The following is a 12,365-nucleotide window of genomic DNA, read 5'->3' as shown; positions in this document are numbered from 1 at the left end:
CGGACAACACGGATGCGCAACACGGACGCGCACGGAACGGGCGGACAACGCGGATGCGCAACACGGACGCGCACGGGACGGGCGGGCAACACGCGCCCTCGTAGAGCCGGGTTCTACCCGGCTGCTTTTCGCGGCCACCCCCCAGCCCGGCAGATCCCGGCGCAATACAAAGGCAGCCGGGTAGAACCCGGCGCTACGCCGTACGCGGCGCCATGCGCCACAGCAGCGCGCGGAACGGCGCCAGCAGGAACACACCGATCGCCAGCTTCACCGCCAGATCGCCCGCCGCCCAGCTCACCCACGGCAGGCCGGACCCCGCAAATGCGATGCTCCAGAAAATCGTCGTGTCCAACGTCGCACTGCAGGTGGTGGCCACCATCGGTGCACGCCACCAGTGGCCGCGACGCAGACGGTCGAAGACGGTGATGTCCAGCAGCTGCGCGGCGATGAAGGCCAGGCACGACGCCACCGCAATGCGCGGCGTCGCGATCCAGATCGACAGCAGTACCGCCAGCGCGAAACCCGCCCAGGCCACCTTGCGCGCGGCCTGCGGGCCGAACCGGCGGTTGATCAGATTGCTGACCAGGAACGCCACCGGATAACTGAAGGCCCCCCAGGTCAGCCAATCGTTGATCGGGTACTGCACCAGCACGTTCGACCCCAGCACCACCGTGCCCATTGCCAGCACCGCCAGCAGCAGCGAGCGCACGGTCAACGGGGCAAAGGCAATGGCAGAACGCACAGGCATGGCGCACCGGGGGCAGGCGGGGAAGCGGCGGATTATCCCGCCTGACGCAGCGCGGGGCCACCCCGCGCCGGTGCCGTCGGTTCAGCTAGAAGCGCTCGCTCATGCGCTGGGCGGCCGCATCGCTGGTCGGCAGGAACGCCAGCGCCGTGCCGTCGGCCGCGGCCACCGTCCAGCCCGCACCAAGCGGCGTCGGCCTGAACTCCAGCACGTCGCCCACCTTCACACCGGCGGCCGGGTTATCGGCGCGCGCCGGCCAGGCCACCACGGCCAGGTCCTGAGGCGCCTGCGGATTCTGCAGCGCCACCTCGTAGCTGCCGTCGGCCTGCTGCTGCACCCGCTCCACGGTCAGCGGCGGCAACGGGCCGGCACGCCTCGCCTCGCGTCCGGCGCGGTGGTGGCGTGCAGCGGCGTCATGCATCTCGCTCACCCCCAGCGCGCTCAGCCACACCGGCGCGGTAATCACCGCCAGGCTTACCACCGAGGTGGTCAACACACTGCTGGTGACGGGCGAGGCATGGGCGAAGTTCTGCGCGGAGGCCATCGGCGCGCCGGCAATCAGCCCCGGCACGAGCAACGGCACAACGGCCAAGCGGGTGATCCGCTGCATGCGGCTCACCAGCGCTCACTGGCCTGCGTTGCCGCGGCCTCCGGCGTCGGCAGGAAGGCGAGGGCAGCACCGTCGTCGGCCTGCACCATCCATCCCGCCCCGGCATCGGTCGGCGCAAAGGTGAGGACATCGCCCACCTTCAATTGTGCGGCCGGGTTGTCCGGGCGCGCCGGCCAATTCACCAGCGCGTTCTGCTCGGGCGCTTCGGGGCGCTGCAGCGCCACGTGATAACCACCATCGGGCTGACGCTCCACAGCCTGCACCGCCATTGGCGGCAATGCGGCGGCCTTGGCCGGCTTCTCGCGGCGCGTGCTCTCGCCCACGGCCTTCGAGCCGCCAGCCACCAGCAGCACCGGCGACACCGCGATGAACGAAATCGCATACACACTCACCACCGCGCTCACCGCCGACTGCTGATTGCCCGTCAGGTTGCCGGCCTGCGCCGGCAGCACTGCCGACACGTGCATCCCGAGCACGGCGAGGGCGAGGGCGGATTTGCTCAACAGATGCATGACAGAACTCCTTGGCACGATGAAACGAAGGGGGTTACGGCCTGGGTGCCGTGATGCCGGCAACGGGAACATGCGCCACCGACAGTTCCTGCTGCAGGCTGCTGCGCTGCTGCAGAAAATCGAAGATCGACTCCACCGTCACCACTGAATAGTTGCCGGAGATGCGCTCGCTGGCAGGGTGGTCGGTGACCGCCGCGTTGGGCACGAAAAAGCGCGCACCCAGACGCTTGGCCACGCCGATGTGCAATGTGCTGGGCGTATACCTGTGCCGCTGCAACCATGCCTGCGCCTGGGTGCGGTTGACGATCAGGGTGCCTTCGTCCACCTGCGCCATCGCCGCGCCCAGCACTTCCAGCACCCACTGGTTGGAGTTCTGGTACTCGGTACGGAACGGGTAGGCCACCACGCTGTAGCGCGCTTCGTGCAGGGCACGTGCCTGGATCGCCGGCTGGGTCAGCATCGCCTTGAGCGCATCGCGCAACGCCGGCGTCGGCACGCCGATACGCAGGTCGGTATGGCTGGAGGTTTCACCGATGAAGGTGGCCACCCCCTCGCGGAACAGATGCGATTGGGCGGTCTTGCACGGATTGAGCAGGTGCACCGCACGCCACTGGCCGTCGTCTTCGCGTACCAGGAAGGCCACGTGGCTGTGGCGCAGCCCGTACCGGCTCAGATCCTGCCCGCCGCGCGCGACAAGCACGACGTCCACGCCGTCAAGCGCATCGAGCTGTTCGGTGGTCGTCAGCGCCACATCGAACATCGACGCCAGCGCGGCCGGGGTGGGATAGCGTTCCACGCACGCTGGTTCGGCCTGCGCGATGGCGGCGGCACCCATCAGCATCGCGCACAGCAGTGTACGGTGCAGGCGCGCGGTCATCGCGGGTCGGGCGTCATCCATGTGGCGTGTTCTCCAGCGGCACCGTGCCGCCGCGGCATCATACCGGCAGCAACCGTTCCCGCACCTGAGCGGCAATCCGCGCCGTCTCGCGCAGCGGTTCAATGCGGCCATCGGTGTGCCAGTCCAGCCAGCGCGTCTGCAACCGCCCGCGCTCGTGCAAGGCCCGCTGGAAGCGCGCCATGCGGCCCTGCGCCTGCGTGGCCAACGCCACGCTTACCGGCATGCGCGTGGCGCACGCTTCGGACAACAGGTTCACCGAATCGGGCGACACCACCACCCGGTTGGCCCAGCCCAGCAGCCCGGCATACGGATTGACGCCATCGCCGCCGTCGCCCCAGATCACATGCGGCAGATCGGCGAAGGCACTGCGCAGCGCACCCACCAACGCGGCCGGTGTGCGCCGCGACGTGGTTGCCAGCAGGCTGCCGCCGTCGGCACGTACCTGCGCCGCCACCTGCTGGAATACCTGCACCATGTCAGGCTCATGCCAGGGCGCATGCGGGGTAGGGCCACCCACCAGCAGCGCCGTGCGGGGGCCGGGCAGTTCACTGAAAGAGGCGAACGCGGCACGGCCACAGGCCAGCCAGTCGTCGTTGACCGGATTGAGGCTGCCCAGCAGGGTCAGCACGTTGCCGCCGCGCAGGGTGTCGTGCTCGGGCACCACCACCAGATCCCAGTGGCGCGCGCCGATACGCGGATCGAGGATCTGCACCACTTTGCTGCCGTGCCGCCGCAGTTCCCGCAGCGCGCCGGCTGCCTGCCGGCCACAGCCGATCGCCAGTGCCGGCGGCGCGGCGGCCAGCGCCGTGAAGGCCTCGCCGTAGCCCTGTGCCATGCCGGGCAGCCAGCGCGGCGCCAGCCAGCGCCACGGTGCGCGCGGGCTGAGTACCAGCGGACGATGCGCCCCCAGCTTCAAGGCCGAGGCCAGGGCCACCGCCTGCCGCACATTGCCGGCACGGCCGTCAGTGATCGTCCAGGGAGGACTCCATCGTTTCACGTATGGCATTAATTCGTTTCAGTCAGGCTGGGTGTTGCAACTGTCACGACACTCTACACTGCCAGCCTTCGCCGATCCGCCCCGATTCCCTTTTCTGGAGGCTTCATGTCCCACGTACTCAACGATGCTGCGCTCGACCAGTTGTTCCGTACCGCCCGCACCCAGAATGCCTTCCTCGACACGCCCGTCGAAGACAGCCAGCTGCAGGCCCTGTACGAGCTGCTGAAGTGGGGCCCCACGGCCGCCAACTCGAGCCCGGCGCGCTTTGTGTTCGTGAAGTCGCCTGAGGCCAAGGCCAAGCTCGCCCCCGCGCTGTCCGAAGGCAACCATGACAAGACCCTGGCCGCGCCGGTCACCGTCATCATCGCCTTTGACGAAGACTTCCACGAGAAGCTGCCCTACCTGTTCCCGCACACCGACGCCAAGGCCTGGTTCGACGGCCCGCGCGAAGGCCGCACCGAGTCCGCGTTCCGCAACGGTAGCCTGCAGGGCGCCTACCTGATCCTGGCCGCCCGCGCGCTGGGTCTGGATGCCGGCCCGATGTCCGGTTTCGACCCGGCCAAGGTCGACGACGCCTTCTTCAAGGGCACGTCCATCAAGTCGAACTTCCTCGTCAATCTGGGGTACGGTGACCCGTCGGGCCTGTTCCCGCGCCTGCCGCGCCTGTCCTTCGACGAAGCGGCCCGCATCGAGTAAGCGTTTCCGCTGGATCCTGCCCGTCCGCGCGGACGGGTGGTTGCAATGCTTCCTTCCCTTCGCATCCGAGAGAGACCTGACATGACCGTGACCCGCAAACTGCTCCTGCCGCTGGCCCTGACCCTGGCCATCGCCGCCTGCTCCAAGCCGGCCGACGACGCCGCCGCCCCGGCCGCCGACGCGGCGCCGGCCGCTGCTGCTGCCGAAACCACCACCCCGGCTGCCGATGCCGCTGCTGCCGCACCGGCTGCCGAAGCGATCCAGATCGCCTCGGGCACCTACAAGCTCGACCCGACCCACACCGACGTGCTGGCCCAGTGGAGCCACTTCGGCTTCTCGCACCCGAGCGCCCACTTCGGCGCTGCTGAAGGCACCCTGGTGTATGACGCCGCCGACGTCACCAAGTCGACCGTGGAAGTGAAGCTGCCGCTGACCGGCCTCAACAGCTTCACCGCCAAGTTCGACGAGCACCTGAAGAGCGCCGACTTCTTCGACGCCGCCAAGTTCCCGGCCGCCACCTTCAAGAGCACCAAGGTGGAAGCTGCCGGCACCAACAAGCTGACCGTCACGGGCGACCTGACCATCAAGGACATCACCAAGCCGGTGACCCTGGACGTCACCATCAACGGCGGCGGCGAACACCCGATGGCCAAGGTGCCGGCGGCCGGCTTCGATGCCACCACCACCATCAAGCGCAGCGATTTCGGCGTGGGCGCATACGCCCCGAACGTCAGCGATGAAGTGACCATCCGCATCACCACCGAAGCCACCGGCGAAAAGCCGGCCGCGTGATCCCTCCCCACGCGTCGTGAGATGCAGAAAGCCCGCCGCACGGCGGGCTTTTTGCTGAAAACGACACCGAATCGCATCGCGCTACCGCGACCGCCTCGTAGCGCCGGGCTCTGCCTGGCTGCCCTCCGTTCCGCACCCCATGCGCCACCCGCGACAGCCCCGTAGCGCCGCGCTCTGCCCGGCTGCTCTCCCTTCCGCACCCCATCGCGCTACCCGCGACAGCCGCCTGGAGCCGCGCTTTGCCCGGCTGCTGTCCGTATCAAAACCGGTACCTCGCATCGCGCCATGCACGACAGCCGGGCAGAGCCCGGCTCTACAATGAGCGCTGCATTTCGCAATCAAGGACGCCTACGTGCAAGACGCACAGTACTGGATGATGGAATTCTGGACCGGCCTCAGCCTGCTCGACCTGATCGGCGGCGCGGTCATCGGCACACTGATCGGCCTGCTGCTCGGCATCGCCACCTGGTTCGCCCTGCGCCGCCGCCGCTGGCTCGCACGCCAGCGCCGTTGGCATCACTGGTTGATCGCCAGTTACGTCGTCGTACTGCCCCTGTTCTTCGCCTTCACCGGCCTGCAGCTCGGCTTCGCCGCAGGCGCGCAGCGCGCCCTCTACAAACAGATCGACCACTTCCAGCCCCACCTGCAGACGCTGGTCGGCGACTGGCAGCAGGAGTTCGAGCGCTCGCTCGACGACCAGTCCTTGGCCGCCCTCATGCGCAGCGATGCCACCGTGCATGAGGTTGCCCGCGACGCCGTGGATGCCTACCTCACCGACCACCCGTTGCCGGGTGCCGAGTACCTGCAGGGCGAAGGCTGGGTGATGCGCTGGACGCGCGGCGGCCTGCAGCGCCTGCGCGGCGCACTGATGTCCGAATGGGTCGAAGACAGCCTGGCCAAGCAGGCCGGCCGTACCGGCGTGGACAAGGCCGTCTTCCGCGAAGCCCTCGGCATGCGCATGAACGAACTGCTGCACACCCAAGGCGTGATCCGCCTGCTCAAAGCACAGCTCAGCTCCATGATGCCCGGCCTGTACCTGGGCCTGCTGCTCCCGCTGCTCATCGTCATGGCGCTGGTGCTGCTCGAAATATGGCTGGCCCACCGCTTCAACTGGCGCCGCACCCCACCAGCCCCGTAGCGCCGAGCTCTGCTCGGCTGCCGTCCGTTCCGGCATCGATAACCCACCATCGCGCTGCGCCCGCCAGCCCCGTAGAGCCGAGCTCTGCTCGGCTGCCGTCCGTTCCGGCACCGCTAACCCTTCATCGCGCTGCGCGCGACAGCCGGGCAGAGCCCGGCTCTACAGGTGCGGCAGGCACCATCATCGCGCTACGCGCCCCAGCTCCGTAGAGCCGAGCTCTGCTCGGCTGCCGTCCGTTCCGGCACCGATAGCCCTTCATCGCGCTGCGCGCGACAGCCGGGCAGAGCCCGGCTCTACAGGTGCGGCACCGACACCATCATCGCGCTACGCGCGCCAGCCCCGTAGAGCCGAGCTCTGCTCGGCTGCCGTCCGTTCCGACACCGATAGCCCACCATCGCGCTGCGCGCGACAGCCGGGCAGAGCCCGGCTCTACAGGTGCGGCACCGACACCGTCGCGCAGCGCGCGACAGCCCCGTAGAGCCGAGCTCTGCTCGGCTGCCGTCCGTTCCGGCACCGATAGCCCATCATCGCGCTGCGCGCGACAGCCGGGCAGAGCCCGGCTCTACAGGTGCGGCACCGACACCACCGCGCTACGCGCGACAGCCCCGTAGAGCCGAGCTCTGCTCGGCTGCCGTCCGTTCCGGCACCGATAGCCCATCATCGCGCTGCGCGCGACAGCCGGGCAGAGCCCGGCTCTACAGGTGCGGCACCGACACCGTCGCGCTGCGCGCGCCAGCCCCGTAGAGCCGAGCTCTGCTCGGCTGCCGTCCGTTCCGGCACCGATAGCCCATCATCGCGCTACGCCCGACATCCCGGCGCGGCCGTGCTTTACGCGAGCGCGGCAGCGACCTTGCCCAGCCACAGCGTGGTGAAATCGGTCGGGGTGCGCCGTGCCGGGGCCGTCAGCCCGCTGTCGCGCAGGAATGCATGGGTGGCCTGCGCGTAATTCTGCCGCGCGATCAGCGCCGCCTGCTTCACCGTTGCCTGCTGCTTGCGCAACTGCACGATCTGCAGGCTCGGCTTTCCGGGAAGCGCGTACTTCTGGTAGCGGCGCAGCTCATCGGCTACCAGCGCGATATCGGCATTGGCCTTCACCAGCGCCAACTGCGACTGCGCCAGCGGCACCAGCGCCGCACGCAGCGGCGCCACATTGCCGCCCACCGACGGTGCCAGCGCCACCAGCGCGGCATCCAGCGGGGCGTCGGCGCGCTCGGCACGGTCGATCAGGTCGGCCAGTGCCGAAGGAGAAACTGCTTGCATGGAAAGGCACCGGCCCAAAATGCGATTGTCGCATCCGCGGCCGGTGCCCGTCGCGGCTCAGTCGCCGTCGTGCTCGTCGGCGTGGGCCTTCCAGTAACCGGTCGAGCGGATCCACGCCTTCGGCACCCCCAGATGGCCCTCGATGTACTTGCGCATCATCCGGGCCCGGCGCGATTCGGCCGCGATCCAGTAGAACGTGTCGCCGTCGGGCGTCTCGAAATCGGTCAGCACGTCCTCCAGCAGCGTACTGCTGACCGCATCGAAGCCATTGCGCTCCAGCCACGACACCCGGATGCGGTCGTCCTCAGGCAGTGCCTGGCGGTCGGCCGATTCGGGAATCTCGATATACACATCGGCCTGCGCCGTCACCGGCAGCGTCTCCAGCCAGCGACCAATCGCCGGCAGCGCCGTCTCATCGCCGATCAGCACATAGGTGTCGAAATCCTGCGCGGTCATATGCGAACCCCGCGGCCCGCCCACCGCAATCGCATCGCCTGGCTGCGCATTGGCGGCCCAGCTCGACGCCACCCCATGCCCGTGCATCACAAAGTCCAGCGCCAGCTCCCCGGCCTCCAGGTCCCACCAGCGCGGCGTGTAGTCGCGGGCCGGCGACGGCACCTGGCCTTCGGGGTAGCGCGGGCCTTCCGGCGTCATCGTCGGCACCACGAACTGGCCTTCCGCATTGGGGAAGAACAGCTTCACGTGGTCATCCGGCGAGGGCGAATCGAAGCCGGCCAGCGCCTCGCCGCCCACGATCACCCGGCGCATGCACGGGCTGATTTCCTCGGTGCGCAGCACCTGCAGCGGGCGGAACTTCACGGTATGACGGAGCAGTCGGTGTTCATGCAGAGCCATCGGAGCAATCCTGTTTCGGTGCCGCAGCGGCGGCGAAGGGGAGGGTGGACCTGGCGGGCGGAGGCTGGCTGGGTCGTGAAAGAAGAAGGGGGATCAACGCGCCTGCTCGCGCACCCGCGCGGCGGCCTCGCGCAGGGCCTGCGCCACCTCGGCGGCGCTGTCGTCCTGCCAGCGCCCGTGGCACAGGCCGAGCGCATGCTTGAGCTCGCGCAGCGCCTCGCGCACCACCGGCGGCAGGTTGGCCTTGGTGATCGCCCGCGCGCTGTGGCGCACGCGCTGCAACGCCGCGTCCACCTCCTCGCGCTCGGCGGCCAGGTGGGTCTGGCCCAGCGCGCTCAGGCGATACCGCCGGCGCCCGCCATCCTCCACCGCGTTCACCCAGCCAGCCGTCTCGAACTGCGCCAGCACCGGGTAGATCGAGCCTGCGCTCGGCGTATAAGCCCGCACGAACATGTCACTGATCAGCTGGATCAGCTCGTACCCGTGGCGCGGCTGCTCCGCCAGCAGTGACAGCACCAGCAGCCGCAGGTCGCCACGGCTGAGGGGCCGGGCGGTCAGTGGGCGGGCAGGGCGGTCGAGATCGCGGGCAGAGGTCATTTCGATATATCGAATGAAGTGGCGGAACGATATATCGAAAACCTTCGGCAAGCCAGCAGTGGCGCACGCGCGGCAGGGATGCGTTCAGCTCATTCGGCCGTGCGACGGTGCGTGTGTCTGATGGAACAGTGGACGCGGGCAACCCATCACGCGCCAGGTTCCACGGTGGCCGCCAACGCCCCACCGGCCACGGGCCCGGCCCACCCACACCCGCCGCATGCCTGAAAAACAGCCATTCCCCGCGTGCGGCCTGTCCAGCGGTGTCCTCCCGTCGCCGCCGTGTCATCGCCTTCGCCGATGCTCAGCGTGCGTGTGGAACCTGCTTGCCGCCCTCCGCGCGCTGTCGCGCACTGTCCGCCAGGACAGCCCCGCGCCCTTCCATACGCAGGCGTAGCGAAGTGCGCAAAGCCTATCGTGCGCTACACTTTGCGGCTAGAAATCTAAAACAGTCGCGCGCGTGCGTGCGGTCATGGGAGCGCAAATGAACTGGTTGAACGAGGTGCTGAACAACGACCCGAATCCTGTGGAAACCCAGGAATGGATCGAGTCGCTGAAGGCCGTTATTGATGTCGAGGGCCCCGAGCGCGCGCATCAACTGTTGGAAGGCATGGTGGAACTGACCCGTCGTTCGGGCGCCTACCTGCCGTTCTCTCCCACCACCGAATACGTGAACACCATCGCGCCGACCCTGGAGGCCAAGAGCCCGGGCAACGCCGAACTGGAATGGCGCATTCGTTCCATCATCCGCTGGAACGCAATGGCCACCGTGGTGCGTGCCAACCGCAAGCCGGGCGACCTGGGCGGCCACATCGCCAGCTTCGCCTCCGGCGCCACGCTGTACGACGTGGGCTTCAACCACTTCTGGCGCGCCCCGAGCGACAACCACCCGGGCGACCTGCTCTTCATCCAGGGCCACAGCGCCCCGGGCATCTACGCCCGCGCGTTCCTGGAAGGCCGCATCGACGAGCAGCAGCTCGACAAGTTCCGCATGGAAGTGGACGGCGGTGGCCTCTCCAGCTACCCGCACCCGTGGCTGATGCCGGACTTCTGGCAGACCCCCACCGTGTCGATGGGCCTGGGCCCGCTGGCCGCCATCTACCAGGCGCAGTTCATGCGCTACCTGGAGAACCGTGGCCTGATCGAGAAGTCCGACCGCAAGGTGTGGTGCTTCATCGGTGACGGCGAGAGCGACGAGCCGGAAACCCTCGGCGCCATCGCGCTGGCCGGCCGTGAAGGCCTGGACAACCTGATCTTCGTGGTCAACTGCAACCTGCAGCGCCTCGACGGCCCGGTGCGCGGCAACGGGAAGATCATCCAGGAACTGGAAGGCGTGTTCCGTGGCGGCGGCTGGAATGTCATCAAGCTGCTGTGGGGCGGTTACTGGGATGCCCTGCTGGCCAAGGACACCAACGGCGTCCTGCGCAAGCTGATGATGGAAACCGTCGACGGCGAATACCAGAACTGCAAGGCCTTCGGCGGCGCGTACACGCGCGAGCATTTCTTCGGCAAGTACCCGGAAACCGCGGCGATGGTGGCCGGCCTGTCCGACGACGACATCTGGCGCCTCAACCGGGGTGGCCACGACCCGCACAAGGTGTACGCCGCCTACCATCAGGCCGTGAACACCAAGGGCATGCCGACCGTGATCCTGGCCAAGACGGTCAAGGGCTACGGCATGGGCAGCGCCGGCGAGGCGCTCAACCCCACCCACCAGACCAAGAAGCTGGACGACGAAGCCGTCAAGCACTTCCGCGACCGCTTCAACATCCCGGTCACCGACGCGCAGCTGGCCGACGGCCAGGTGCCGTTCTACCACCCGGGCCCGGATTCGCCGGAAGTGCAGTACCTGCAGGAGCGTCGCGCCGCGCTGGGCGGCTACCTGCCGCAGCGTCGCCGCAAGGCCACCAAGAGCTTCAACGCTCCGAAGCTGGAAACCTACGAGCGCCTGCTCAAGAGCAGCGGCGAGCGCAGCTACTCCACCACGATGGCCTTCGTGCAGAGCCTGAACATTACCCTGCGCGACAAGGAACTGGGCCCGCACATCGTGCCGATCGTGGCCGACGAAGCCCGTACCTTCGGTATGGAAGGCCTGTTCCGCCAGATCGGCATCTACGCCCCGTTCGGCCAGAAGTACAAGCCGGTCGATGCCGACCAGCTCATGTTCTACCGCGAAGACCAGAGCGGCCAGGTGCTGCAGCAGGGCATCAGCGAGCCGGGCGCCATCAGCTCCTGGATGGCGGCCGGTACCAGCTACTCGGTCTCCAACGTGCCGATGCTGCCGTTCTACATCTACTACTCGATGTTCGGCTTCCAGCGCGTGGGCGACATCGCCTGGCAGGCAGCGGACATGCGTACCCGTGGCTTCCTGCTCGGCGGCACCGCCGGCCGCACCACCCTGAACGGTGAAGGCCTGCAGCACGAAGACGGCCACAGCCACCTGTTCGCCGGCGGCATCCCCAACGTTCGCAGCTACGACCCGACCTTCGGTTACGAAGTGACGGTGATCCTCCAGCACGGCACCAAGGCCATGATGGAAGACCAGATCGATGAGTACTACTACATCACCCTGATGAACGAAAACTACACTCACCCGGAAATGCCGGAAGGTGCAGCGGAGTCCATCGTCAAGGGCATGTACCTGCTCACCGACGCCGGCAAGCCCAAGAAGGGCGAGCTGCGCGTGCAGCTGCTGGGGTCGGGCACCATCCTGCGCGAAGCCATTGAAGCGGCCGCGCTGCTGGAGAAGGATTTCGGCGTCACCGCCGACATCTGGAGCTGCCCGAGCTTCAACGAACTGCGCCGCGATGGTTTCGACGCCGAGCGTTGGAACCGCCTGCACCCGGAAGCCGACCAGCGCGTGCCGTTCGTGACGCAGCTGCTGGAAGGCCGCCAGGGCCCGGCCATTGCCGCCACCGACTACGTGCGCGCCTACGCCGACCAGATCCGCGCCTTCGTGCCGATGTCCTACACCGCCCTGGGCACCGACGGCTTCGGCCGCTCGGACACCCGCGCCAACCTGCGCCGCTTCTTCGAGGTTGACCGGTACTACATCGCGCACGCCGCGATTGCAGCGCTGGCCAAGGAAGGGAAGATGACCGGGAAGGATGTGGCCCGGGCGATCAAGCAGTACAAGATTGATCCTGAGAAGGCTAATCCTGTCGGGGTTTGACATAGGCGATAAATTTCAAAAAAGGGGTGGTCTTTGACTACCCCTTTCTTTTGGCTAGCACTCTCCAGTGAGAAGCGAATTTTTCGTCAAGTCGAA

At 67.8% G+C, this 12,365-nt stretch carries 12 protein-coding genes; 4 read left to right on the top strand and 8 right to left on the bottom strand.

Features of this window, described 5'->3' with window-relative positions; all coding sequences use genetic code 11:
* Positions 1 to 193: 193 nt before the first annotated feature.
* The 5 genes from GDJ08_RS12615 to GDJ08_RS12595 all read right to left on the bottom strand — a co-directional run bounded on the left by GDJ08_RS12615 (position 194) and on the right by GDJ08_RS12595 (position 3,771).
* A complete protein-coding gene (locus GDJ08_RS12615; protein ID WP_017356638.1) occupies positions 194 to 748 on the bottom strand; it encodes a queuosine precursor transporter in 555 nt (184 codons plus the stop codon).
* Positions 749 to 833: 85 nt separating this feature from the next.
* On the bottom strand, positions 834 to 1,355 hold the full coding sequence (locus GDJ08_RS12610; RefSeq protein ID WP_017356637.1) for a hypothetical protein: 522 nt from the start codon (positions 1,353 to 1,355) through the stop codon (positions 834 to 836).
* Positions 1,356 to 1,360: 5 nt separating this feature from the next.
* A complete protein-coding gene (locus GDJ08_RS12605; protein ID WP_017356636.1) occupies positions 1,361 to 1,867 on the bottom strand; it encodes a hypothetical protein in 507 nt (168 codons plus the stop codon).
* 34 nt (positions 1,868 to 1,901) lie between these two features.
* Entirely contained in the window at positions 1,902 to 2,765 is an 864-nt protein-coding gene (locus GDJ08_RS12600; RefSeq protein ID WP_153164983.1) for a DUF2145 domain-containing protein, read from the bottom strand.
* A gap of 37 nt (positions 2,766 to 2,802) precedes the next feature.
* Positions 2,803 to 3,771: a mitochondrial fission ELM1 family protein gene (locus GDJ08_RS12595; RefSeq protein WP_136007091.1), complete on the bottom strand. Its 969-nt coding sequence runs from the start codon at positions 3,769 to 3,771 to the stop codon at positions 2,803 to 2,805.
* Positions 3,772 to 3,867: 96 nt separating this feature from the next.
* Between GDJ08_RS12595 and GDJ08_RS12590 the strand changes: the two genes are divergently transcribed.
* From GDJ08_RS12590 to GDJ08_RS12580, 3 genes are all read left to right on the top strand, one after another.
* Positions 3,868 to 4,458: a malonic semialdehyde reductase gene (locus GDJ08_RS12590; protein WP_153164982.1), complete on the top strand. Its 591-nt coding sequence runs from the start codon at positions 3,868 to 3,870 to the stop codon at positions 4,456 to 4,458.
* Between the two features lie 81 nt (positions 4,459 to 4,539).
* Complete coding sequence (locus GDJ08_RS12585; RefSeq protein WP_017356632.1) at positions 4,540 to 5,250, top strand: YceI family protein; 711 nt, start codon at positions 4,540 to 4,542, stop codon at positions 5,248 to 5,250.
* Between the two features lie 352 nt (positions 5,251 to 5,602).
* A complete protein-coding gene (locus tag GDJ08_RS12580) occupies positions 5,603 to 6,388 on the top strand; it encodes a hypothetical protein (RefSeq protein ID WP_153164981.1) in 786 nt (261 codons plus the stop codon).
* Positions 6,389 to 7,216: 828 nt separating this feature from the next.
* Here GDJ08_RS12580 and GDJ08_RS12575 read toward each other — a convergent pair.
* The 3 genes from GDJ08_RS12575 to GDJ08_RS12565 all read right to left on the bottom strand — a co-directional run bounded on the left by GDJ08_RS12575 (position 7,217) and on the right by GDJ08_RS12565 (position 9,100).
* Positions 7,217 to 7,648 (bottom strand): hypothetical protein, encoded by a 432-nt coding sequence (locus tag GDJ08_RS12575; protein ID WP_136003447.1) that lies wholly within the window; start codon positions 7,646 to 7,648, stop codon positions 7,217 to 7,219.
* Positions 7,649 to 7,705: 57 nt separating this feature from the next.
* Positions 7,706 to 8,503: a siderophore-interacting protein gene (locus tag GDJ08_RS12570; protein WP_153164980.1), complete on the bottom strand. Its 798-nt coding sequence runs from the start codon at positions 8,501 to 8,503 to the stop codon at positions 7,706 to 7,708.
* Between the two features lie 93 nt (positions 8,504 to 8,596).
* Entirely contained in the window at positions 8,597 to 9,100 is a 504-nt protein-coding gene (locus GDJ08_RS12565) for a helix-turn-helix transcriptional regulator (RefSeq protein ID WP_136003451.1), read from the bottom strand.
* Between the two features lie 481 nt (positions 9,101 to 9,581).
* Between GDJ08_RS12565 and aceE the strand changes: the two genes are divergently transcribed.
* Positions 9,582 to 12,269 (top strand): pyruvate dehydrogenase (acetyl-transferring), homodimeric type, encoded by a 2,688-nt coding sequence (gene aceE, locus GDJ08_RS12560; protein ID WP_017357403.1) that lies wholly within the window; start codon positions 9,582 to 9,584, stop codon positions 12,267 to 12,269.
* Positions 12,270 to 12,365: the final 96 nt, after the last annotated feature.

Origin of the sequence: Stenotrophomonas nematodicola, assembly GCF_009467805.1 — a bacterium.
GTDB classification, from domain to species: Bacteria; Pseudomonadota; Gammaproteobacteria; order Xanthomonadales; family Xanthomonadaceae; genus Stenotrophomonas; species Stenotrophomonas nematodicola.
Note: the sequence above shows the minus strand (reverse complement) of the source record. Positions and strands in the feature narration are given on the sequence as shown.

What these genes read in the sequence shown, in the direction of transcription:
- GDJ08_RS12615 (WP_017356638.1), bottom strand. Translation starts at nt 748, where the DNA reads ATGCCTGTGCGTTCTGCCATTGCCTTTGCCCCGTTGACCGTGCGCTCG.
- GDJ08_RS12610 (WP_017356637.1), bottom strand. Translation starts at nt 1,355, where the DNA reads ATGCAGCGGATCACCCGCTTGGCCGTTGTGCCGTTGCTCGTGCCGGGG.
- GDJ08_RS12605 (WP_017356636.1), bottom strand. Translation starts at nt 1,867, where the DNA reads ATGCATCTGTTGAGCAAATCCGCCCTCGCCCTCGCCGTGCTCGGGATG.
- GDJ08_RS12600 (WP_153164983.1), bottom strand. Translation starts at nt 2,765, where the DNA reads ATGGATGACGCCCGACCCGCGATGACCGCGCGCCTGCACCGTACACTG.
- GDJ08_RS12595 (WP_136007091.1), bottom strand. Translation starts at nt 3,771, where the DNA reads ATGCCATACGTGAAACGATGGAGTCCTCCCTGGACGATCACTGACGGC.
- GDJ08_RS12590 (WP_153164982.1), top strand. Translation starts at nt 3,868, where the DNA reads ATGTCCCACGTACTCAACGATGCTGCGCTCGACCAGTTGTTCCGTACC.
- GDJ08_RS12585 (WP_017356632.1), top strand. Translation starts at nt 4,540, where the DNA reads ATGACCGTGACCCGCAAACTGCTCCTGCCGCTGGCCCTGACCCTGGCC.
- GDJ08_RS12575 (WP_136003447.1), bottom strand. Translation starts at nt 7,648, where the DNA reads ATGCAAGCAGTTTCTCCTTCGGCACTGGCCGACCTGATCGACCGTGCC.
- GDJ08_RS12570 (WP_153164980.1), bottom strand. Translation starts at nt 8,503, where the DNA reads ATGGCTCTGCATGAACACCGACTGCTCCGTCATACCGTGAAGTTCCGC.
- GDJ08_RS12565 (WP_136003451.1), bottom strand. Translation starts at nt 9,100, where the DNA reads ATGACCTCTGCCCGCGATCTCGACCGCCCTGCCCGCCCACTGACCGCC.
- aceE (WP_017357403.1), top strand. Translation starts at nt 9,582, where the DNA reads ATGAACTGGTTGAACGAGGTGCTGAACAACGACCCGAATCCTGTGGAA.